This window comes from Caproicibacterium sp. NSD3, assembly GCF_053613275.1.
Genome location: NZ_CM132119.1, coordinates 1,738,413 through 1,761,832, shown reverse-complemented (window position 1 = coordinate 1,761,832; position 23,420 = coordinate 1,738,413). Strand labels below are relative to the sequence as shown.

At 44.2% G+C, this 23,420-nt stretch carries 21 protein-coding genes and 3 pseudogenes; 13 read left to right on the top strand and 11 right to left on the bottom strand.

Annotated features, from left to right (window positions below):
- Nucleotides 1-100 precede the first annotated feature (100 nt).
- Nucleotides 101-970: an AraC family transcriptional regulator gene (locus ACVS9P_RS08580; RefSeq protein ID WP_452103152.1), complete on the top strand. Its 870-nt coding sequence runs from the start codon at nt 101-103 to the stop codon at nt 968-970.
- 291 nt (nt 971-1,261) lie between these two features.
- Here ACVS9P_RS08580 and ACVS9P_RS08575 read toward each other — a convergent pair whose 3' ends face one another.
- The 6 genes and pseudogenes from ACVS9P_RS08575 to ACVS9P_RS08550 all read right to left on the bottom strand — a co-directional run bounded on the left by ACVS9P_RS08575 (nt 1,262) and on the right by ACVS9P_RS08550 (nt 6,264).
- A complete protein-coding gene (locus ACVS9P_RS08575) occupies nt 1,262-1,486 on the bottom strand; it encodes a hypothetical protein (protein ID WP_452103151.1) in 225 nt (74 codons plus the stop codon).
- Nucleotides 1,483-2,448, bottom strand: a complete 966-nt coding sequence (locus tag ACVS9P_RS08570) for a cation diffusion facilitator family transporter (RefSeq protein WP_452103150.1) — start codon at nt 2,446-2,448, stop codon at nt 1,483-1,485. The genes ACVS9P_RS08575 and ACVS9P_RS08570 overlap by 4 nt, the downstream gene beginning before the upstream one ends.
- Before the next feature lie 49 nt (nt 2,449-2,497).
- Complete coding sequence (locus ACVS9P_RS08565) at nt 2,498-3,064, bottom strand: MarR family winged helix-turn-helix transcriptional regulator (protein ID WP_452103149.1); 567 nt, start codon at nt 3,062-3,064, stop codon at nt 2,498-2,500.
- Nucleotides 3,065-3,273: 209 nt separating this feature from the next.
- The gene (gene citC / locus ACVS9P_RS08560) at nt 3,274-4,320 is read right to left on the bottom strand and encodes a [citrate (pro-3S)-lyase] ligase (RefSeq protein WP_452103148.1); all 1,047 of its coding nucleotides are present in this window, start codon (nt 4,318-4,320) and stop codon (nt 3,274-3,276) included.
- Nucleotides 4,304-5,365 (bottom strand): annotated as a pseudogene (gene citX, locus ACVS9P_RS08555) (citrate lyase holo-[acyl-carrier protein] synthase). Before citX ends, citC begins: the two are co-directional and overlap by 17 nt.
- A 47-nt stretch (nt 5,366-5,412) precedes the next feature.
- On the bottom strand, nt 5,413-6,264 hold the full coding sequence (locus ACVS9P_RS08550; protein ID WP_452103147.1) for a LysR family transcriptional regulator: 852 nt from the start codon (nt 6,262-6,264) through the stop codon (nt 5,413-5,415).
- A 354-nt stretch (nt 6,265-6,618) separates the two neighbouring features.
- Here ACVS9P_RS08550 and citD point away from each other — a divergent pair, with 354 nt between their 5' ends.
- The 7 genes from citD to ACVS9P_RS08515 all read left to right on the top strand — a co-directional run bounded on the left by citD (nt 6,619) and on the right by ACVS9P_RS08515 (nt 13,196).
- Nucleotides 6,619-6,918 carry a citrate lyase acyl carrier protein gene (citD, locus tag ACVS9P_RS08545; RefSeq protein WP_452103146.1) on the top strand — a complete coding sequence of 100 codons (300 nt, stop codon included), beginning with the start codon at nt 6,619-6,621 and terminating at the stop codon, nt 6,916-6,918.
- Entirely contained in the window at nt 6,915-7,835 is a 921-nt protein-coding gene (locus ACVS9P_RS08540) for an aldolase/citrate lyase family protein (RefSeq protein WP_452103145.1), read from the top strand. The genes citD and ACVS9P_RS08540 overlap by 4 nt, the downstream gene beginning before the upstream one ends.
- A 17-nt stretch (nt 7,836-7,852) precedes the next feature.
- A complete protein-coding gene (gene citF / locus ACVS9P_RS08535) occupies nt 7,853-9,415 on the top strand; it encodes a citrate lyase subunit alpha (protein WP_452103144.1) in 1,563 nt (520 codons plus the stop codon).
- Between the two features lie 236 nt (nt 9,416-9,651).
- Nucleotides 9,652-10,908: an SLC13 family permease gene (locus tag ACVS9P_RS08530; RefSeq protein WP_452103143.1), complete on the top strand. Its 1,257-nt coding sequence runs from the start codon at nt 9,652-9,654 to the stop codon at nt 10,906-10,908.
- Nucleotides 10,909-10,924: 16 nt separating this feature from the next.
- Nucleotides 10,925-11,974: a lactonase family protein gene (locus ACVS9P_RS08525; protein ID WP_452103142.1), complete on the top strand. Its 1,050-nt coding sequence runs from the start codon at nt 10,925-10,927 to the stop codon at nt 11,972-11,974.
- Between the two features lie 27 nt (nt 11,975-12,001).
- A complete protein-coding gene (locus tag ACVS9P_RS08520) occupies nt 12,002-12,685 on the top strand; it encodes an SLC13 family permease (protein WP_452103141.1) in 684 nt (227 codons plus the stop codon).
- Nucleotides 12,612-13,196, top strand: coding sequence for a hypothetical protein (locus ACVS9P_RS08515; protein WP_452103140.1), 585 nt, complete (start codon nt 12,612-12,614; stop codon nt 13,194-13,196). Before ACVS9P_RS08520 ends, ACVS9P_RS08515 begins: the two co-directional genes overlap by 74 nt.
- Nucleotides 13,197-14,063: 867 nt before the next feature.
- Here the strand turns inward: ACVS9P_RS08515 and ACVS9P_RS08510 are convergent.
- The 3 genes and pseudogenes from ACVS9P_RS08510 to ACVS9P_RS08500 all read right to left on the bottom strand — a co-directional run bounded on the left by ACVS9P_RS08510 (nt 14,064) and on the right by ACVS9P_RS08500 (nt 15,885).
- Nucleotides 14,064-14,783 (bottom strand): hypothetical protein, encoded by a 720-nt coding sequence (locus tag ACVS9P_RS08510; protein WP_452103139.1) that lies wholly within the window; start codon nt 14,781-14,783, stop codon nt 14,064-14,066.
- A 112-nt stretch (nt 14,784-14,895) separates the two neighbouring features.
- Entirely contained in the window at nt 14,896-15,177 is a 282-nt protein-coding gene (locus tag ACVS9P_RS08505; RefSeq protein WP_452103138.1) for a hypothetical protein, read from the bottom strand.
- Between the two features lie 45 nt (nt 15,178-15,222).
- Nucleotides 15,223-15,885: pseudogene (locus tag ACVS9P_RS08500) on the bottom strand (SIR2 family NAD-dependent protein deacylase).
- Nucleotides 15,886-16,483: 598 nt separating this feature from the next.
- On the opposite strand from ACVS9P_RS08500, the gene ACVS9P_RS08495 reads away from it, so the two are divergent.
- Nucleotides 16,484-16,630 carry a hypothetical protein gene (locus tag ACVS9P_RS08495; protein ID WP_452104711.1) on the top strand — a complete coding sequence of 49 codons (147 nt, stop codon included), beginning with the start codon at nt 16,484-16,486 and terminating at the stop codon, nt 16,628-16,630.
- 488 nt (nt 16,631-17,118) lie between these two features.
- On the opposite strand, the gene ACVS9P_RS08490 is transcribed toward ACVS9P_RS08495, so the two are convergent.
- Nucleotides 17,119-17,829: a LysR family transcriptional regulator substrate-binding protein gene (locus ACVS9P_RS08490; protein WP_452104693.1), complete on the bottom strand. Its 711-nt coding sequence runs from the start codon at nt 17,827-17,829 to the stop codon at nt 17,119-17,121.
- 69 nt (nt 17,830-17,898) lie between these two features.
- Nucleotides 17,899-18,072 (bottom strand): annotated as a pseudogene (locus tag ACVS9P_RS08485) (helix-turn-helix domain-containing protein); the annotation flags it as partial.
- Nucleotides 18,073-18,219: 147 nt separating this feature from the next.
- Here ACVS9P_RS08485 and ACVS9P_RS08480 point away from each other — a divergent pair.
- The 4 genes from ACVS9P_RS08480 to ACVS9P_RS08465 all read left to right on the top strand — a co-directional run bounded on the left by ACVS9P_RS08480 (nt 18,220) and on the right by ACVS9P_RS08465 (nt 23,290).
- Entirely contained in the window at nt 18,220-19,251 is a 1,032-nt protein-coding gene (locus ACVS9P_RS08480; protein ID WP_452103137.1) for a uroporphyrinogen decarboxylase family protein, read from the top strand.
- Between the two features lie 48 nt (nt 19,252-19,299).
- Nucleotides 19,300-20,490, top strand: a complete 1,191-nt coding sequence (locus ACVS9P_RS08475; protein WP_452103136.1) for an amidohydrolase family protein — start codon at nt 19,300-19,302, stop codon at nt 20,488-20,490.
- A 14-nt stretch (nt 20,491-20,504) separates the two neighbouring features.
- Nucleotides 20,505-21,635, top strand: coding sequence for a M20 family metallopeptidase (locus ACVS9P_RS08470; RefSeq protein ID WP_452103135.1), 1,131 nt, complete (start codon nt 20,505-20,507; stop codon nt 21,633-21,635).
- A 107-nt stretch (nt 21,636-21,742) separates the two neighbouring features.
- A complete protein-coding gene (locus ACVS9P_RS08465; protein ID WP_452103134.1) occupies nt 21,743-23,290 on the top strand; it encodes an ABC transporter substrate-binding protein in 1,548 nt (515 codons plus the stop codon).
- Nucleotides 23,291-23,420: the final 130 nt, after the last annotated feature.

Below are 23,420 nucleotides of genomic sequence, written 5' to 3'. Positions count from 1 at the left end.
CGTATTCTGAATTCTATTACTTATTATATTTCAATATATGGCTTTTATCATGGACGATATTGATTGTTTTTAGCATTATCCAAATATTTGAGGTGTAAAAATGGAAAGCCAAGCGACACATTATGACGATATGTCCGACAAGAACTTAATTATCGAAATAAAAAAGATTGAAAGCGAAACCCATGGTCCTATTCTGGAATGCCATTGGCATGAGCAGATCCAGTTTCTTTATTTCACTCAGGGGAGTGCTATCGTCCGCTGCAATTCAAAGAAATATGAAGTAGGAGCCCATGACCTTGTAATCATAAACAGTAAAGAATTACATTATATCGAAAACATCGGTGAAAGTCTTACTTATTATATGGTCAAAATAGATTTATCCTTTATTTATAGCAACAGAGTTGATTCAATACAGGCTCAATTTCTTACGCCATTATCTCAAAACCTGATATTATTTAAAAACGTGGTAAGAGATGATAAAGATATTTTATTGTGCGTTAATCGAATGATTGACGAATACTTTAAAAAACAAATTGGATTTGAATTGGCTATCAAAGCACAAGTCTATGATCTTATCGTCCTGTTGTTAAGAGGTTATGTAAGAAAAATCTATACCGCAAATGAATTAGATTCACAGCTTGCAAATTTACAGCGTTTCAAAAACGTGATAAGCTATATAGAAAGTAATTTTACAGAGAAAATAGACCTTGATAGACTTGCTGATATTACCAAAATGAGCCAAGGCCATTTTTGTAGGTTATTTAAGCAAATAACAGGGATGTCGGCAATTAACTATATTAACAATCTGAGGATCAATAAAGCTGTTGAACTCATAAGAATCAGTGATCAGAATATGACGGAAATAGCTATGAGTTGTGGCTTCAACGATTCAAATTATTTTAGCAGAGTTTTTAAAAAGCATGAAAAGATGTCCCCGTTGCAGATGAGAAAATTGTCCAAGAGATGTTAATTAATCATTACTAAGTACCTGACAGATTTTTTGCATGAAGTATAAAATAACTGGAACCAATTTTGGCCCCAGTTATTTTCTGTTTATTTTGCTATTAAAACAGCCTATTTGCAGATAACCGCTGGAACATCACTACCTACAGACTGTGCCAGATAGGTGTGTATTGCATGTACGATTTTATCGCTTATGGAATAAGACAATCTGATAGTTTCCCGGCAGGAGAATTTAGAAATAGGTCCAATAGTTTTTTCAAAAAGTGCTCTCAATGTTTTACATTTTTCGCAAAGTTTTTTAGCAATGGAGGCCCCCTTTTTGAGTAGCTAAAATCTCCCCACAAGAGTTTTTTCGAAACAATCCTTCCTCTGTCAGAAGTCTGAGCGCTCTTGTAATGCTGGGTTTTGAAGCTTGAAGATCGTTTGCTAAGTCTACCGGATGTACGCACCCGGTATGACCGTATAAAAGGTAGATCGCTTCCAGATAAGTCAGATTAGAGAAAGAAAGTTCATTTGGATTCATGTTATCACCGTCCCATAGTCTGCTGACCTGCAAAAGCTGCGGTGTGATCTGTTTTGCCTCATTGTATCTGTGATGGTCCCACTCGGTCTGTACTGCAACCGGATCAATTCCACACCCTGATCTTGCATGTCTAATTCCGTTTGTGCCAGAGCCTCGTGTACTTTCACCAAGGGCACATGAGAAGGAACCTCTGCATGAACAGAAGCCAGAATTTTCTCTGGCCCATAATCATGCACCACAAGGTCATGAAATCCTACAACATATTTTGCTTTCAGCACTGTCTCAGAAATGAGGTTAGAAATTGCCGGATCGGGCGCTTTTCCAATTAGAGATGATGCCGCGCGTTTTGCGACAGAAAATCCTGAGAAAATGATAATACCAGAGATGAGCAGTCCAAGAGGGCCGTCCACAGGGATATCTGTCAGTTTCGTAAATAGCAGAGAAAAAGAAGCAACGGACAATATAAGAACATCTCCCATAGTGTCCAATGAGGCTGCGGCCAGAGTCTGCGAAGAAACTTTTTGTGCGTATTTTCGGTTAATATAGCTACACAGCAGTTTCAGTGGAATGGAAATAAGCATTAAAATAAATGCAATCTTATTGAATCTCACTACTACAGGATTCAGAATTTTTAGAAAAGAAGTTTTGGCAAAAAACACTCCGACTCCTATCATAATCACCCCTAAAAATAAGGATGACAGATATTCTACACGTCCAAAGCCAAAGGGGTGTTTTCGATCAGCCGGTTTTCCAACGACTAGAAACGAAACGACCGTAATGACAGATGTGACAGCATCCAAAGAATTGTGAAACGCATCGGCCGTCAGTGTTGTACTGCCTGTCATAATGCTTGCGAAAAGTTCCAACGCAAATATCATGCCATTGATAAAAATTCCAGCAATCCCGACCCAAAGGCCCGATTTCTCACGCGGATTTATGATGATGAATTTTGTAAAATTCAAGGGCATTCACCCCCTCTTTGGATAGCGACTTTGACAGATGGCTTTGAATTCAAAAAAATCTTCTATCGTCAAAATCTTCGTGTTTATGATGGTCCCAGTTATGATGATGGAAGCCATCACCCCCATGGTGTCCACCAAACCCATGATGATGCCCGTGCATTGGGCCGCCTTCACAAGCGGAAGAATCCATGGCGTCTAGATGAGCTGCGAGTTTTTCCGTCAAACGCAGCATTTCGTCAATTTCTTCTGCATTAAGTCCCTCAAAGAGTTTTTCGGTCAGCTGAGCATTTGTTGTTTTGGATTCCTCTGCAACAGCCTTTCCTTTTTCCGTGAGGAAAATATGCATTACACGCTGGTCTTTTTCATCTTGCTCTCGCCGAATGAGCCCTAACTGTTCCATTTTTACAAGCATTTCTGTCATGCTGGATGGGCGGACATCCATTTCGATGGCCAAATCTCGCTGAATCACCCCATCATTTTCCGCAATCAGCAGGAGCAGACGGGACTGCTCTTGGTAATGACCTTCCTTGTGCCCTAGTCGGTGAGCGTTTCGGTGAAGTTGACGTCCAAGCCGATGAAGAGCCGTATATAGATCCACGGCATGATTTTGTTCCATAATAAGTACCTCCTAATTTATTTAGGTCCCTAAATTGTTTATAGCATATCACTTCAATACAAGAATGTCAATGATTAATTTAGGAGCCTAAACATATTTCTGAAAAGAGGTTTCCGCTATATCAATTGAGGGAGTAAAACAAACCCAGCAAGCAATGCATCGTGGTACCCACGATGCATTGCTAATTTACTCTTTTCGCATCAATTTTCTCAGTAGTGCGCCACATCTCCCGCTTTGAGGATGCGCTCCAGTACTGGGCGGGCTTCCTCGCTTTGAAAATAGTCATAAGTAGTGGCCGGAACTAACTTTTGCAGGGCAGCCCAGTTTCCCGTCTTAAGGCACCGACGCGCGGTAGAGGCACTGATGGGACTTCCGTTTGTTTTTCTGCGCGGAATCACAATGCAATCGATTCCGTCATGCGGCAGATTCTGCCGCATGACCTGGTTATACAACCCTGTTACTACGCTGGTGGGTTCTTCACCGACATAGCGGGCCGTAATATTGAGCGCCTTGGCGATTTTGACAAACACGGTCAAGTCCAGACGGGCATGTCCCATGATTACGTCAGTCTCGTCCTTCAGAAAATAGCTGGGAAAGGTGGCGTTGCTGATGATATAGGGACCACTGTCATGATACACAATGTTTTTTATGTGGGAGGTCCCCGCCACCACAAGCTTTCTGCGGATGGCAAACGGCACAAGACTGACGTTTTCGCTGATGATAAACAGGTGCAGAGTATTACAGGCCGCAGCGGCGGTCTCCGCCAGATACTGATGTCCCAGAGTAAAGGGGTTGGCGTTCATCACAAGCGCCACTGATTTGCCCCCTGTCTTTGTTGTCTCCAACTGTCTGAGATAATCGGAAAAGCCGTCCCGCCGATTTTCCATAAATACCAACATATCCTCCACACGAGCGACTTCGTAAAAACCTAAGTCTGCAAAGAACTTAGCAGATTTGCATTTGGTATATAAAAACAGATGCAGATTTCCGCGTGCAAACTGCACCTCCATCAGATGAGTGATAATCTGATTCAGCAATCCCTCCCCCTGATGCGCGCTGCTGACTGCAAAGCAGCGCAGCGTATTGCCAAAACAACTGCCAGTCGCAATTACACGGTAGCTCTCGTCCAACATTACACAAATATAATCCAGATTGGTATCACGGTGGATGCCTTCCTGCTCCAGCAATGCATCCACCATGGCCAGTGCGCTGCGGTCGTTGGGATAAATCCGGACGATTTCATACTGTGGATTCAAGAGAAGTCCTCCCTTCATGTCGCAAAAAATAAAGTAGATAACTGATTGCCAGCAAATCCGCGCTGCCGCCTGGAGAAAGGTTCATCTGGGTGTATAAGGTGTCCAGCGTGTTTAGCGTGGCAATGTCGAGGCATGGGAACGCCCGCAAAATCTGCGCCGCTTCAGAAGAAACCCGCTGCTGGGTAGTGCGGTCTCTGCGGGTGATCAGATTGGTATCGGTATTGACAGCAATCAGCGCCAACAGTGCTGCGAAGCCGGCATCGTTTAACGTGCTTCTCTCTGACACACATCACTCCAGCGTCGGCAGGCCTGCGTTCAGTACGGCGGGAAATCCCGCCTCAGCCTGACCGCGAACACCGGTGATGCCGTATTTCAGGTATAACTTCTGACCGGTGGTTTTTGCCGTCGCTTCGGTCAGTCCGGAATAGTCTAACGCCACCAGACCCCGCGTCATGGCAGCGCATTCGGTCAGCACTGCCTCCGGCAGTCCCCACTGCTCCCGAGACAGACGGCCCAGTGCCGCGCAGAGAATGCCCATGGAAAAAATGGCGCTCTTATGCGTGTCCTCCTCTTTGAGGGCTTCGCTCAAAAGAGACTGCGTCTTATTCCACAGCTCGGCGACCGTGTGGCGGCGGCTGCGGGCATATTCCTGCGCGGGTGCGCTGCAAATCAAACAGCGGCGTGGCTCTGTCCTCTCCAGCTTGCACCCATCGGCATCTAGCACATCTATATCGAACAGCCGGCCCACCGGGCAGGATTTCTCGATGCCCACGGCCAGCCTTTTCAGCGCCGTCGCATCCATTGCCACAGAAAAAAAGGATTCATTCCCGGTCGCCTCGCTGATCTCCTCAAAATGTAGGCACCCCGCTTTTGCGCAGACAAGCTGCCCGTTCAGCATCCGCTTGCCCAATGTAAAGCCGCGCTGGATTAAGTCATTGTTTTTCACTGGGCCGGCAATGTTCATGGTAAAGCACAACAGCGGCTGGTGGTACTGCGCCAAAAGCTGCTGTTGGCGCAGAGTACGACGCTCCCGTGCATCCAGCATTTGTGCCAGTGCAACCTGTCTTTCTTCCATTTTGCAGTCCCTCCTTTTTAACGGCTCTTTTTTATAGTTTCAATAAAAGCTTTCACCTGCGGTAACTTGTGCGCTTCCTGTTGCCAAAGAACATGGGTTCTGCGCCCAAATGGTTCACCATTTTCAAATGTGCAGGGGCGGATATAGCCCTCAAACTCATCCAGTCCGATCTCCGGCAGTAGTCCCCAACCGAGGCCGCGGCGTACCATTTCCACACAGGTGGTTACATTATCCACACAAAATCCGGTCTGCGCCGTAATACCCTGCTCATGTATCCAGCGCGACATCAACGATGCCAAATTCGAATCGGTTTTGTGATTGATATACAGATAGTCAGAAAGGGGGCGGTCTGCATTCTCCTGTTGGCAGATAACACAGATATTCTCCTGTGAAAGCAAAAACTGCATTCCTTTCCACGGATACTCGCCCCGCAAAACCGCCACATCAAGCGCTCCTGCCAGCATCTGCTGGTATAGATGATGACTTTGCCCTGTAGTGATGTGCAGATTGACCTTGGGGTACTGCTCGTGATAGGTGGCCAAAACATCAGGAAGGCGATAAAGCGCATAGTTGACGGAAATTCCCGCATTCAGTGTACCGCACACCTCATCTTTCATCGCCAACAAACTCTGGCGCATATTCTCCATCTCCGTGGCAGCCACAGCGCTGTGTGCCAGTACAGCCTCTCCTGCAGGCGTAAATCGAATGCCTTGTCGTGAGCGCAGCAACATTTCGGTGCCAAGCTCCTGCTCTATTGCCTTGATTCGCTTGGATAGGGCTGATTGGGTAATATACAGTTTTTCCGCTGCATGCGTGATATTGCGCGTTTCGTTCAGCACACAGAGCAGTTTGAAATCTTTCTCATCCACAATGGACACCAACTTTCAAGTATTTCATTCCTTGCATTCATGATAAAGCTTTTTCTAAAAAAAAGAAAACCCTTTCATCACAAATTAAATATGAAAAAATTGCTTGATTATCCATTCGACAATAGACTGAACATGCAATCTTACCAAAGCAAGAATGATTGTGTTGAACGATTTCCACAAATAAAAACATTCTATACGCATATTTCTGTGTATTCATTCCGCATTGGAATGAATAATGAAGAAAATTACGAGATTTACAGCAGCATTATCCGGCTATAAAATGAGGCCGTAAGACAGGTTTATGTACGCCTGTTTTGATCGAAACTCAACCGAAAATGTGAAGGAGGAAAATAAATGGTTATTCTGAAAAGTGCCATGGCTGGCACGCTGGAATCCAGTGATGCGCAGGTCACGGTGGAACCGACCAGAGGGCTGGAGCTTTCCATTGAAAGCAGCGTGCTGAACCAGTATGGTCGCCAGATCCAAGCTACCGTGCTCGAGACGCTCAATCGCCTTGATGTCAAGGACGCCAAGGTCACCGTCGTGGACAAGGGCGCGCTGGACTGTACGCTGAAAGCTCGCGTGGAATGTGCGGTCTTCCGCAGCTGCGGTAAATCCCAGGGGGGAATTCCGTGGGGAGGTGCTGTAAAATGAATCACGATATCCATCGCCCGAAGCCGAATAAGAAATGCCTGCGCCGTACTATGATGTTCATGAATGCACAAAAACCGGGCCTAATCAAAGACGCTTATATTTACGGTACCGACTCCATTATTCTTGATTTGGAGGATGCCGTTGCCGAAAACCAGAAAGATGCCGCCCGTTTTAGCTTGTATCATGCGTTGAAAGCCATTGACTACGGCGATACTGAGGTCATCGTCCGCATCAATGGCTTGGACACCCCGCATTGGCAAGAAGACGTCCGTGTTTGCGTAGCCGGCGGTGCTGACGGCATCCGCATTGCCAAATGCGAAAACGCTGATATGGTTCGTCAGGTCGAAGCTGCTGTTCTAGCCGCTGAGCGCGAGTTTGGCGTTGAGGAAGGCCGCACCCTGTTAATGGCTGCTCTGGAAAGCCCGATGGGCATTTTGAATGCTTACGAGATCGTGACTGCGTCCGACCGCATGCTGGGCTGCGCCATTTCCGGCGGCGATTTTCGCAAGAGCATGCACGTTCAGATCCAGCGCGGAGGCGTTGAAATGATGGCCGCACGCGGCCAGATGCTGCTGGCAGCCCGTGCTGCCGGTGTGCAATGCTTCGATACCATGTTCCCCAACATCGACGATATGGAAGGCTTTCAGGCTGAAGTTATTCAAAACCACCAAATGGGTTTTGACGGCAAGAGCATCGTCAACCCCAAGCAGATCGCTTTTGTGCATGAGACCTTTGCCCCGACCGAAAAAGAAATTGCCTATGCGGAGAAACTCGTTCGCGGCTGTCAGGCACAGGCGGATGCCGGTATCGGTGTCTACACAGTGGACGGCAAGATGGTAGACATTCCCTTCTTTGAGGATGCCAAACGCATCATTGCACTTGCCAAGGCCTGTGGCGTTTACCACGGCGATCTGTAAGAAAGGAGTGAAATAGCATGATCAATGCAGTAGGCAGAGACATTCCCGAATATCTGCTCAAAGATGGCCGCGAGGTCTATCAGGGAAAAAACTATAAAAATGGGCAGCTCATTAAAAAAGCGACACCCACCACCGTCTGCCACGAAAAACCGCAGGAGGACAAATTATGTGCTTCTATTCGCGAAGCTTGTGAAAAATGTGGCGCACACGATGGCATGACTTTTTCGTTCCACACTGAATTCCGCGACGGCGATTTTGTTGCCTCGATAGTGACCAAAGTTCTGGTGGAAGAATTGGGTCTCAAAGACCTGCACGTTGCGGCAACTTCGCTGGGCTCGGCGCAGAATCTGCTGGCCGATTACATGGAAAACGGCATCATCGTGGAGGCTCAGACCTCCGGTGTTCGTGGACGCATTGGCGAAGCAATTTCGGCGGGCAAGCTGAAAAATCCGGCAATTATCCGCAGCCATGGCGGCCGTCCCCGCGCAGTTGAAGCCGGAGAAGTCCATATTGACATTGCGTTCTTGGCAGCATCTTCATCTGACTGTTGCGGCAATGCCCGCGGTCAGGGAGGCAAAAACAACTGCGGCTCAATGGGCTTTGCCAGCCATGATGCCCGTTACGCTGATCACACAGTCATCATTACCGATACGCTGGTTCCGTTTCCAAACCTGCCGGCTCCTATTTCCTGCATTGATGTGGATGCGGTTTGCGTGGTGGATGCCATCGGAGATCCGAAGAAGATTGCGACTAAGGAAGCACGTATGACCGACAACCCGCGCGAGCTGATGATGGCCGAACATGTTGCCGACGTCATTACTGCCACGCCCTACTTTAAGGATGGCTTCTCTTTCCAGACTGGCGTGGGCGGCCCCTCTCTGGCCGTCAACCGCTTCCTTGAAAACCGTATGCGGGAGCAAGGTATCAAAATGAGCTTTGCCCTCGGCGGCATAAGCTCGGCAATTTGCGCACTGCAGGATAAGGGTCTTGTGGGTTACATCCTAGACACACAGGACTTTGACCAAGGTGCAGCTGCGCATTTGAACAGCAATCCGCATCATATCGAGATTGACCTGAGCGAGTATGCAAACGCAAGCAACAAAGGAGCATATGTCAACAAACTCGACTATGTAGTGCTTTCAGCTCTTGAGATTGATACACATTTCAATGTGAATGTCATCACCGGTTCCGATGGTGTGCTGCGCGGTGCACCGGGCGGTCATCCCGATACCGCAGCCGGTTCCAAGTGCTGCATCATCGTTACCCCGCTGACCCGTGGCCGCATGGCGACTGTCTGCAAAGATGTCGTTACCGTCACCACGCCGGGAGATTGTGTGGATGTTCTGGTAACGGACTACGGTATCGCCGTCAATCCGCTTCGCCCTGACCTGATTGCCTGCTTGGATAGGGCTGGCATTGCCCACGTTTCTATCGAGAGCCTCCAGCAGAAAGCTTATGAGTTGGTTGGCACGCCCGATCCTTTGGAATGGGAAAATAAGGTCGTCGCGATTGTGGAAGCCCGTGATGGTACGATTCTGGATGTAGTGCGCCAAGTCAAACCTTTTAATTTTGGAGAATAAGTAGCTGTGAGGGGGTGCGTCAAGATCCTTAGAGACCCATTGACGTATCCCTTTTTTCAAAGATCAGAAAACGAGAATTGCAGTTGTGGTAAAAAAACGCGATGCTGTTTTACAGAAAGTGCTGAGTTGTTGTGGCTTTGCTGTCAGGCTTGCTGAGAATTCTGTATCATAAAACAGACGATGCAGTATTGCTGGCTTTCACAGTTGTCAACCGTTTATCAGGAAGGATAATCTTTATGATATACCAAATTATTGCGTTGACTTTTCTGGTTGCTGCCATTGTGATCGGATTCGTCAAAAAAATTAATGTGGGACTCGTTTCTATAGGCTTGTCTTTTGTACTTGGGCTAATTGGTAGTGTAAGCATCAGCACCATACTGGGCGGATTTCCGAGTAAACTGTTTATGACACTTTTAGGAACCATGTTTTTCTTCTGTCTTCTACAGGAAAACCATACGCTGGAACTACTTTCTCAGAAAATGGTGGCGCTCGTGGGCAGACGCACTTTTCTAGTTCCTATCATTATTTATGCTGTTTCTTATCTCCTTTCTGCCGCAGGTCCGGGTGCCATTTCTGTTCAATCGGTTATGATCGTTTTTGCGGTGGCCCTTGCTGTCCAGATGAAAGCATCTCCTGTACTGATGGGTGGCATGGCCGTTTTGGGCGCAGTAGGCGGTACAACATCTCCTATCGCACTCTCAGGCATTATTGTTTCTGATTTGACGACCCAGATGGGTTATGAAGGTGTACCCAGTCACGTTTTTGCAGGGGTGAGCATTGCCAACCTTGTGTGCGCCATCGTTTTATACCTTGTGTTCAAAGGCTACCGCCTGCGTGCGGAAGTAAATGCAAATCAGACAGAAAGCTTGCCTTTCAACAAGAAGCAAAAGGTCTGTGTAAGTGTACTGATTATTATGGTGGTGGCGGTAGTGGCCCTTCGTTATGACGTCGGACTTGTATGTTTTGCGCTCTCTTTAGTACTGATTTTACTGAACACAGTTAATGAAAAGGCGGCTTTTAAACTTGTACCATGGAGTGTATTAATTCTAATCTGCGGTGTCAATGTGCTGATGACTGTTACACAAAAAATGGGTGGGATCGAACTATTATCTAATATTCTGGCCGCTCTAATGAATCAAATCACGGCAACCCCAATTATCACCTTGACCGCAGGCATTATGAGTTGGTTTAGCTCTGCCAACGGCGTTGTTTTTCCTACTCTGATTCCAACGGTTCCGGGAATTGTTGCTAATGTGGGCGGTAGCGTGACAGTTTTGGAAATGGTAATGGGGATTGTTGGAGGCGCTACAGTAGCCGGTATCAGCCCGCTGTCTACAGGCGGAAGTCTGATTCTCGCCTCTTACGTGCAAGAGACGAAAGCGTCCGACGCCGAGCAGTCGTCGATTTTTGCAAAATTATTTGGTGTTTCTTTTGGCGCAGTCATTATTGTATTGCTGTTCGCGCTGGTTGGCGGATTTAAGCTGTTTTGCTGATTAGGAGGATACAAAAATGTCTACTTATGCGTATATTGGCTGCCGTACAACAAAAGAACGCAATGCCCACGGAAAGGGCATTCACGTTTTTGAAGTGTTACCAGATGAAACATGGAACTCCGTGCAGATGATGGCAGCTGGCAACAATCCTTCCTATCTTTGCTTTGACCGAACGGGTCAATTTTTGTATGCGATTCATGGCGATTTCAGCGAAATTTCTTCTTTTGAGGTCAGCCGAAATGGTACACTCCACTTTCTGAACACCGTTTCCACAGGAGGTACCAATCCGGTACACCTTTGCGTAGAGCCAGGTAATCACTGGGTCTATGTTGCCAACTTGCAGAGCGGAACCGTGGCGGTGCTGCCGCGCCTTGCGGATGGAAGTCTGGGAATAGTGAAAGAACTTTATTCTTTGCCCGGCAAAGAGGAGGGCACAGTATCTCACCCCCATCAGGTTCAGTTAGACCCAACTGGAACTTATCTGGCAGTTTCTTGTCAGGGACGTAAAACAGGCTTTGGCCAAGTGAATCTGTTCCGCATTCATGCGGAGGATGGCACCCTGAAAAGTACCTGTACCGTTCACTCCCGCGAAATTGCCGAACCTCGCCACTTTGTTTTTCATCCAAACTGCCGTTGGGGCTATGGGGTGAATGAAAAGGATTATTCTGTCACGTTTTACCATTTTGATCCGATCGAGGGAACCTTGGAAGCAAAGCAGATTCTGCCAACGCTCCCGGATACATATACGGGTGATGGTTGGGCAAGCGGTATCGTAATGATGCCGGACGGAAAACACATTGCAATCTCGAACCGCAAACACAATAGTATCACCAGTTTTGCAATCAACCCGGTAACCGGAACGCTGCGTTACTGCGACTGTGCCAAAACAGGAGGCAGACAGCCTCGCTTTATCACGATTACGCCGCGCGGCACCATTTTGGCTGCCAATGAAACAACTGACACACTGACAGAACTTGCAATGAATCCTGTTGATGGAATTTTGACACAAACCAACTGGAAACTGGAAACAGAGAGCCCTGTTTGCGTTGTTTTCAACAAACCCTAAACAGATAAAAAAGGGGGAGAAATCCCTATGCTTTCTGCTATTGGTTTTATTCTAATGATTATTCTTATGGTAGTACTGATCAAGAGTTGGGTAAGCCCGCCGGTAGCATTTATTAGTTTGCCTTTGATTGCAGCCCTAATCGCTGGTTACAGCGTTGAACAAATCGGCGGTTTTGTTGGGGATGGCATGAAATCTATGCTTGGCACCGCAATCCTGTTCGTATTCTCCATCTCCTATTTTACCATGATGGATGAGATCGGCCTGTTCGATCCCATTATCAACTTTCTGACTAAAAAAGCAGGCATGATCGTTGTTGCAATTCTTCTCACCACCTTTATTGCGCATTTGGACGGCTCAGGCGCAACCACCTTTCTGATCGTTGTTCCAGCGTTCTTGTCCATCATCAAGCGGATCGGCTTTCGTAAGGAGGCTTTGCTGGCCATCATGTGCGGCCCCTATGCCGTCATGAATAATTTTGCCGTGGGGAGGCCCCACCATGCGTGCCGCCACAGTAGCCAGAGTGGAAACGGGCGATCTTTATGCCTTCATCATTCCTGGTGTTGTATGCCTTGCAGTGCTGACCTTTGTGAATGGATTTGCCGTCATCTTTATGGAAAAGCGCCACGGTCTACATCCGGTGGAAGAGACAGCCGAGCAGGAAGCAGCCGAGGAAGAACGCGATTCTCATCGCACCTGGAAATACTGGTTTAATCTTGCGCTGACTCTGGTAATGATGGTTTTTCTGTTTCTTGACACGCCGATGCCGCTATATTCCATATTTATGATTGCCTATGCCATCGCACTGGTCTTGAATTTCCCACAGACAAAAATTCAGAACAAAAAGATCAAAGAGCTAGGACAGAATGCCATGGTCAACGTGCTGCCGGCTTCAATGGCACCGCATATGCACTGGTTCCTGGCACTGTTCAGCGTTCCGCTGATGATGATTCTTGGAACGGATGCTTTCTACTACGCACTGCTACCGATCATAATCGGAGTAGTTGCTCCGTTTGGAGTCAAATCCGAGGCAGTGGCCGCGACTTTCTTGCTCACTGCTACCTTCGGTACACCGGTTAGTCCCTCAGTCGCTGCTGTGTATGTGGGCTTGGGCCTTGTGGATGTTTCTATCAGAGATCATATCAAGTACGCGCTAAAATTTGTTTGGCCAATGAGTATTCTCGCACTTATTGCCTCAACTCTGCTGGGAGTGATTCCGTTCTGATTTCCCGACCCATGTTCTTCCACGATTGCCGAACTGTTTTTTCGCTGGATGGGAAGTGCTATGGAGTAATAGAACTCTAGTGCCCTGTGAGTTTAAAAATTGTAGCTACTCCCATTTTCTGTGGTAATGTGTTGTACTATAAAGGAGGTGAACACAACGCCACGAACAATATGACAGTATCGGACAATCAAAACTAAATTTGTTCGCAGAATAACAAACAAGGGATAACCGTAAAAGGCTATCCCCCATTATTTTAGCGCAGCTGCAGAGTCTCACTCCACGGCTGCGATTTTTCTATTTTACAGTTCACAAATAAAGTAGACGACACAAAAAGAGCCACGAAACATTTTAGTTTCGTGGCCTAGATGGTGCGGGTAATTCGAGTTATGAATGAATCACCAGAGAAGTTAGAATTGTGAGAATATGCCAACCGCTAACTCAGTAGAATTTTTTAAAGATTTCAAGTAAGAATATTTGGTTTTTAAATATCTTTCAATTAATCTGAGTTTCATATAATAAACATTATGCGAAGCTAAAATAAAGATCAATTGCTGTAAACAGCCATTTATTATCACTTGTTGATTATTCAGTTTGTTATATTTCTTTCATAGAATCCCAAAGCTTTTTTACTTTCTTATAAGTCACATGCTTGTTAATATGATGTGGTAATTCCATTCTATCTTTATCCTTGAGATAATAATACACAACCGATTTAATCTTTGGATTATTGTTAATCAACACAAATAGATGTTCATCATTAGCTGGTTCCAATCCTACTATTTCTAATTGACCGCTGATTGATTTAAAGAGTCCTTTTTTGACCTTGGTATCTGGTTTAATTAAATTTCCATATTTATCTAGCCAAGATTAACTCATTATTGCATTGCTATATATATGCTTCATATTGGAAACTTTCTTGGATATCAATGTATCACATTCTGCTTGATGGGACGCATAATACAAACTCGTAATATCATATTCAGGCGATAGTTTTTTAAACTCGCCGTGCAAATGGCACACTTTAGCTGTATCACATAATATATTCTCCAAGTTATAATCATAGTTTGTAGTAAAAATATTTGAAAATTTATTAAGATATGTAGTCATTCCTATATAGAAACTTTTGTAAATATCATTAATGGCACCGTCATTATATATTCCATCGACTAGCATCTGACTAAGGAAGGTAAACATTATCTTTCTATATGATTCGCTTTGAGTTTTACCGTCTTTAACCCTATACCCGTTGTTGAATAGCTCAAACGCTAAAAAGTAATCCTCTAAAAACACAGAAGTAATATCACTGTTGTCAGGATAAGTCCTTCTTATTCTATCTAACTCCGTAAGCATGAATAAGCCATCAGCTTTCTCTCTATGCTTACCAGCCTTTATTTCATTAATTACTAATACCATCCCATTGAGCAAGCTAAGTTGTTCTTCTACGGACAAGCTATTTTCCGTTAGTTCAGTATATTTTCTTGCTTTAATATTTTCAACGACTCGTTTCATTATAGCAGGACCAGAATATACATCAATACCACCAAACTGAATATTAATACCATTTCCCACTAATAAATTTCGTTCCATAATTTCCCACCTTTTAGCCTATTCACAACCGAGGTTCATATTGCGTTTTTAATTTTTTAGTAAAAGCTCCAATATACTTTCGAAGAATCCGCTCAATAGGGAGGATGATGCATTACGAGATCTTTTTTTCTTTAACAATGGTCTTTGCAAAGGCAAGGTATTTACTTCTTCCTCGAGATACTCTTGCCAATTCATCCATAAAAATGGTGTAAGTAGTCAGGGGCTGTTTTGCATTGGGAAGATACAGAAACGGCAACACATTTACAATGCTATTATTATCTTCGCACATTTCAATCAAAAGCAATCCATTTGAATAGCCTTCATAATATGCTTCATCCCAATAGTTATTTACCTTGTGACATGTTTTAATCAATTTTTGATATTCTTTTGCCATTTCACCTGAATACCCGGGTCGATTATATTCTCCCGTCTGATAGTTTTACAAAAAACGTTCAAACGCGTGTATGACACCGTCTTGATAAGAGAGTGTATATATTGTGCACGGATATTTAATCAGCTTTATAGTCGGAACTTTCTCATGAAGTTTCTCAAGGTTTATAAGAATAGATTGAATCTGAGGATGGATTGAGCAATTTTTTATTATGCCGTTCTTAATGAGTGCAAGCTTTGATTTGTGTAGAAAGAAAGTGCCAGAAGTCACAAGAAAAGTGGAATTCTTGTAATTCAGACGTGTATCTAAAGTTACAATATAGACGTGTGGATAAATATCTCTCATTTCATCGCGTATATAGTTAATGATCTGTGTAAAATCTTTATTTCCAAAAGAGAAACCAATAAATACAACGGTCTTTGTTGCAAGGATTGTCTTAAGAGTTGCCTCAATGATTCCGTTTTAAAGTTCCTTAAAACACTTATTGTAATCATCAGTGGTAGCAATTATGGAACTCAAGTTTTTGATGGAACCGTGAATTCTTAAAACACATCGGGAATTTTCATCCCAAAAGATGAAGTCTTCTGGAATTGTAATGGGAATTGCTCCACAGTAGTCTTCAAAGTATGTATCCCAATTTGTCGTAATAATGGTTTTAATTGGATATATTTCAGCTAATTTCTGATAAAGCGCTGTAGCTGAATTCTCCAATTCTGAAAAAAATGAATATATTTAAACCTATCTCCAATCTTTTTTATAAGTTTTCTGCGACCATCTGGCCTGTCGCAATACTGTTGCATAAGATGACTAAAGGGAATTGAGTCATCTCCTATTCCCAATTCATCTTCAATAGACGGGTCGGTGATAAAATTTCGGACAGTTGCGAGCAACATGATCTACCGCTGGCAGAAAAAGTACACCCCCGACGGAGACAAAACGCAGCTGGTGGAGCAACAGGACGAGCTCAGCAAACTTCACAAAAGGGTAGCGGAGAAAACTACATATTAAAAAAAGCGTCGGCCTTCTTCGCACAGCATCAAAAGTGAGAGCAACGGATTACTGTGCTTTGATAAACTCCAATAGCGAATACGCCAAGGTAAAGTGGGCCGAAAAGCTTGGCGTTTCAACGTCCGGATTATTATACCTGGCTTCGCGAACGGGCCCAGCGGCAAGCAGTCGAAGATACCAGGCGAGGAAAAGTTATCGCTGCATTCAACGATGGTCAGGGCGTTTACGGCGCCGATCGAATCTGCGGGATTCTCAGGCGCGACGGATATTCGGCGTCCTGCCCGGTCGTGCGGGGCGCATCATGTCACAAGAAGGACTGAAATCCAGCCATTGCGGGGGTGCAGGCAGCGGCTGGCTGGAAGCAGAACTTTTCCGCAGTCGGGAAACCGGGCGACAACGCTTGGAGCGAGAGTTTCTTTTCGATTCTCAAAAAGGAGATCGTCCGTAATATCGTTGACTTTTCGGTATTGTTCTTATTCCGATGGCCATCACCAAAAGGACTAAGCAAAGAAGTAGCAAAAGAAATAGCGGTATAATTTGAGGTATGTTGCTTACTGACAAATTATCGCCGTTTATTTTTTATATTGTATATTGTGTGTATTGCAATTTAAGCTTTTCCTAATTTCTCAAAAGCGCTCCATGCTATGCAGAAGAGTATCCTATTTGCTAAACAGTAGGATACAACAATTTAGTCGTTTGTCACAAAATAGGCGCACGCAATAGAATTATAAGTACAGTTTTTAGCCTGTTGTTAACAGGCTAAAAACTGTTTGATTTTCAAAAACTGATTGGTTATTATGAATGTAAGCTAGTAAAAAACAATAAAAGTAATAAAAAAATAATAAAAGAAATAGATATGATGCCTAAAATAAAAGAAATATTAAATTAAAACTGCGAACAAAGATGTTAGATTATGAGTTAAATATTTGTTCTCTTTTAAAAAAGCTTGTTAGAGTTGCGCTTACTTAGTCTCGCTCTTGCAATTGCTATGAATTTTTGCATTGCAGGTGAAACAACTGCCCTATCAGGATAACAGAGTGCTAGGCTTCTACTTATACTTTTTTTAGCAATCGGATAGATGCCGGTTACTTTTTGATCATCATTGGGCTGCTTTTCCAAAGCCTGCAGCATACCAGTAGGAGCAAGTGTAATTCCCATACCGGTACGAGAGAAAGCAATGGCAGTTTCCATAAAATCTGTTTCCACCAATATATGCGGGCTGATTTGACTAGCCAAAAAAAGTTTATCACAAGAATCTCTGACGCTGCCTGAACGTGGAAGGATAAAGAGACAATCGCGGAGCGTCCGCAGATCTGCCGTTTCAGATAGTTGCTTTATTATCTCTTCTGACCGGTTAGGAAAGTTGTTCTTTATAGCTGCTTTCGGCGCATAAATGCTGATTGATTCTTCTATAAGCGGTACTGTAACGGTATTGCAGGGGTAAGGTGGACGCGTAATTATCAGATCCACTTTATGGTGGGTCAGGAGATCACTCAAGTCTGAAAAGTTCCTTTCGAACAGTTCCAATTTTATGTTGGGACAATTTTCGACAAGGCTAGGTAAAAGTTGAGGCAATAAGGTACGGGCATAAGAGGATGCGATTCCAATACGCAGATTATTGCAGCGACCTTCAGAAAAGGTTTGCATTTCCTGTTCGACTTGGCGCTGCAAGAACAGAATTTCTTCTGCGCGTTTATATAATTGTTTTCCGGCGGGAGTGAGCGCTAGCGGGCGTGTTCTATCAAACAGAATCACACCTAAATCACTTTCCATTTGTGCGATGTGGCCACTTAGCGTCTGTTGAGAAACATACAGTCTCTTGGCTGCCACAGAAAAATTGTGGCTATCAGCCACAACCGTGAAGTAATGAAGTTGTAAGAAACTTATCATGCCAAGCTCACTCCCTTTTTTATAATTGTAACACATTTAGTATTTATTTGACAACTCTATGCAGTTGCCCGGGTCGATTGCATAAGTTATTGAATTTATATATTTAATTATTCCTTTTAATCTTTATGTGAAAGGTCGATTTACAAAATGAGTTGGACAAAAAGAGACCGTTTTGATGCCGTCATGAACGGAGAATTTGCTGACAGAGTACCTGTTACGGCATATCACCATCATACGGAATTTGAACATAGCGGTCCAAGAGTCTTAGCGGATAAAATGTTGGAGTTTCAGCAAAAATTCGATTGGGATGTCTTAAAAATAAATCCTCGTGCCGTGTATTACTATGAAGCTTGGGGAAATGAGTATGATTATGACCATTACAATGACGTGGTCCCCACACGCGTCAAAACGCTGATTCATGACTATACTGACCTGGAAAAGGTAGGAGTATTGCGTGGAGATGAAAGTACATTTAAAGAGCAGCTTGAAATGTGCAAGATGATTGTTGAAGGAAGTGGTGGGGATGTACCTGTTATTCAGTCAGTCTTTACCCCAATTGGAATTTTGCTCAATCTTTGTGGGATGCGCAGTGTGGGACGTTATCGTCCTTCTCCAAGAGAGGAAAGTCCATTAATTAAGCTTTGCCTGGATCACCCTGTGGAGGTAAAGCAGGCGCTAACGAATATTGCAAAGACTATGGCTGATTATTGTCAAAATTTGCTGAAAACAGGTATTGACGGTGTCTTTTATGCTTGCCTAGGAATGGCACGTACAGGTTATTTTACGATGGAGGAATGGAAAGAGTTTGTTGAGCCATATGATTTGATGGTTTTGGAAGCTTTGAAAGGCACGAAAGTGATCATACATACCTGTGGTATCTATGGAAATCCTCAACGCTTTGCATCATGGCCGATTAATATGATCCATTGGGCGTCAAGTGCTACAGGTTGCCCACGAATTTGGGAAAGTAAGTCTTGGCTGAATGGAAAAATTGCCATGGGTGGAGTTGATGAGCGCCCGTTTGGAGAAAACCAAGCATTAAACATCAGCCAATTGGCGCATGAAACTCTTCAAAAAATGAAAGATCAGCCATTTTTACTTGCACCAGACTGCTCTGTTTCAATCCATACACAGGAAGATGAACTTCGCGCTTTTAGAGCCAGTGTGGATAACGAATAAGATAAATGATAGAAAGATTAAGTAAATATTGAAAGGAATCTTTGGATTATGACGAGTTATTTGCATGCTAAACGTGCAATTGTCGGTGATGGAAGAACTGTCTTGAGTCCAGCTTGGATTGGGTTTGAAGGTAAGTTCATTACTTATGTAGATATGAAAAAGCCTGAGGAAGCAACAGAGAAAAACACAACAGAAATGCCGGACTCCGTGACGCTAACGCCGGGACTAATGAACATTCACGACCATATCAGCCGCAAATCTCTTAGAAAGCCGGTACCAGGCAAAACTTTTGGAGAATGTGCCACAAAATTAATGAATAATGATCTCCCATATCTAATTTTACATAGTTACGTGAATATGCTTAGTTATTTAAAAGATGAAGGTATTACTTATGTACGTGACCTGGGCCTGTCTGGGTATACCTGCATAAATTTGCGTCAGGCTATAGACGAAGGCCTTGTTATGGGACCATACATCAGCAGCTGCGGAATGTCAATCAGTATTACCGGAGGACATTGCTACCGTCAGAGTGTCGAGTGCGATGGGCCGGATGCAGTCAGAAAAGCGGTACGTATTCAATGTAACAAAGGAGCCGATGTTATTAAATTTATGGGTAGTGGAGGCCTTGAACATTTTCCAGACGAGGATCCCAGTATCCCACAATTCACCGTTGAAGAACTGAAAGCTGGTGCTGAAACTGCTCATGATTTAGGAAAGGACTGTTCAATTCATGCTTATTCTAATGAAGGAATCCGCCGAGCAATTTATGCCGGCATAGATAACATTGAGCATGGTTGTATGATGACAGAAGATCTGATTGAAGAGATGGCAAAACGAAATCAGCATCTGAATCCAACTATGACCGGCATCCGTGGAGCCGCAAAAGCAGGCCCAAATGCAAAGTACTGGGATATGCTCCAAGAGCGGGTATTCAAGAAACAGGAACAGGGAATGCGATGGGCAAAGAAAGCAGGGGTACTAATTGGCGCTGGGACAGATACGGCTGGTACACTGCGTGACGAAATTGCCATGATCGCGGAGACACTTGAGGAGAATCCGGTGGAGGCAATCGGGCGTGCCACTGGCATCAATGCTCAGATTGCAAAACGAAACGACATGGGACTTTTAGAAGTCGGACGTCTTGCTAACATTGTAGCTTTTAATGGAGATCTGACAAAAAGCCTTGAAGGTTTGGCTCAGGTAGTCCAAACTTGGAAAGACGGAATTCCGTGTAAATAATGCTGGAGGAAAAAATGATACGTGAAGAGTTAGTGACGCAGGCGGAGCAAATGGTAGATGACATGGAACCTCAAATCCTTGAAATTAGTCATTCTATTTTTAAAACTCCTGAACTTGCGTTTCATGAATTTAAATCTGCTCAGATTCTCCAAGACATAGTTGAGGCCAATGGCTTTTCAGTAGTTCGCGGCCAAGGGGAGCTTCAGACGGCGATTCGTGCGGAGCATACGCCGAAAACCAATACTCCCAATATAGCATTCATTTCTGAATTTGACGCACTTCCAAATGGTCATGCCTGCGGCCACAATTTGATAGCGGCCTCTGGTGTATCAGCTGCCGTGATCTTCGATAAGCTTATTCGTAAGTATGACCTATCGGCTAATAGTATCTTTCTTGGGACTCCAGCAGAGGAAGGCGGCGGCGGCAAAATCAAGATGTTGGAATCCGGGATGTTCGACAAAATTGATTTTGCAATGATGATTCACCCTTGTGATGCCACAATGGTAGAGGATTGGTCTTTGGCCGGACAAACAATCACGTTCCAATTCCATGGACGTAGTGCCCATTGTGCAGCAAGCCCATGGTTAGGTGCAAATGCGCTGGCAGCGGCGATGGAAACAGTGAATATGGTAAACGCATGGAAAGGACAATTCAGGGATTACAGCAGAGTCTTTCCAAATATTACTCACGGTGGGGATGCAACAAACGTTATTCCGGATTTTGCCGAACTAAAATATAATGTGCGTAGTGACAACTTAAAATATCACAGTAAGCTGGTAGCTATCGTTGAAACATGTGCACAATGCGCTGCGAAAGCTTTCGGAGTGACCGTGGAATCAAAGAAGACCATTACTTATGAACCTATTTCCAATGATAAAACACTTAAAAAGTACATGGCTGAAGCTTTTGAGACTTTAGGAGAAAATGTTATTCCTCGTTACCGAGATCATGGAATAGGCAGTACAGATATGGGAAATGTTTCACGACGGTTACCAGCTATACATGGTCATCTCTTTCTAGCAAAAGAAAATACGCATACCGTCGGTTTTCGTGAGGCAGCCGGAGGCGTACCCGGAGACATATATGTTATTAAGGCAACAAAAGCATTGCTGCTTACGGCAATCGGATTAATTGCTGATGTATAAATTTTGAACCGCATTAACATAAGAAGCTAATTTGTTCCTTAGTCTTACCATTTTATAACACATGGAAACAAATTGCCTATATATTTTAATTAAAAAGGAGAAAGAAAATGAAAAGGATTGTAGCTGCAATTCTTGCGCTGACAATGTTATTTAGCCTCACTGCCTGTGGAAACTCTAGTGGATCTGGCGGATCCGGTTCCACAGCATCCACAGCGTCAACAAATGTTGGAAAAACAGATATTGTAATTGGTACTGCTGCAGAAGCAGTAACTCTTGATCCTCAGAATGGTTGGGATGGCAACTCTCTATATGTAATGCGGCAGATGTATAACGGACTCGTGAAATTAGACAACAATATGAAAATAGTGGGGGATTTAGCAGAAAGCTGGAAGACGAATTCCGATACCAGTGTTACTTTTTCACTCAAACATGGAGTAAAGTTCCATAACGGAGATGAAATGAAGGCTAGCGATGTGGTTTTCAGTATTGAGCGTGCGGAAAACAGTGCAAAAGTTAAAACTTTTGCTGCCGACATTGCCTCTGTTGTTGCAGATGATGACTACACGGTTACTATTAATACTAAAACACCATATGCGCCATTAATGTCTAACCTGTGTCATACCGCCTGCTCCATCGTTAGCGAAAAGGCCGCTAAAGCTGAGGGAGACAAATTTTCTGCTGCCCCTGTCGGGACTGGTCCGTTTAAATTCTCTGAGTGGGATTCAGGAGATAAAATTATTTTGTCCAGAAATGATAACTATTTTGGCGGCAAGGTTTTACCTTCTTCCCTGACATTTAAATTGATGACCGATGGTTCTGCCAGAAATATCGCTCTTGAGACGGGTGACATTGACATGAATCTGATCGTTTCAGCATCTGATGCTGCGCGTTTTGAAAATGAAAGCAGTGTAAAGCTTATTTCCAGCATGAGTCCTAAAATCGAGTATGTTTCGATGAATCAAAAGGTTACTCCTTTTAATAACCAAAAGGTGCGTGAAGCAATAAATTATGCTATTGACAGGGATTCTCTGAACTCAGTTGCGACTGCAGGCTATGGTAAAGTAACGGATTCAGTAATGAATCAACAGATCCTTGGATATTCTGATGAGGTAACTCATTACGATTATAATCCGGAAAAAGCTAAGGCGTTTCTTTCCGAAGCCGGATATCCTAATGGCTTTAGTACGTCGATCCTTGTGTATGGTGATTCACGTAATACTGAAGCACAGCTTATTCAGGCAAACCTTAAAGATGTTGGGATAACTTTGACAGTGACCTCGGAAGAATCAACAACAATGCTTGATCAGATAAACAGCGGTAATTATGATATGTTTATTATGAGCTATAACAATACCACCGGGGATCCTGATACCAGCTTGTATATGTTGTTTGACTCTCAGATTCCTGCTGCATCTGGGAACCGTTCTTACACCAATATACCAGATGTGGACAAAATGTTGGATGAGGCCCGTGTTGAAACGGATAACACTAAGAGAATTGACCTGTACGCAAACATTCAGAAGACATTGGCAGAGCAGGCAGTCTGGGTCCCGCTTTATAATGTGCCGAATCTGGTAGGCGTCCGCAGCGGTTTGACAGGATATACCCCACATCCGCTTGGTAATGATGTATATGACCAACTCTGCTATCAGTGACTTTTACCCTGGATTAAGCAAATATCCAGGAGAGCAGTGCTGCAAACCTATTTTAATCATAGCGGTTATATATGGAGAGTAGAATAGCCGCAAAACGCAAAGGCCTGAGGGCGCTCACCGCGCGTACGCC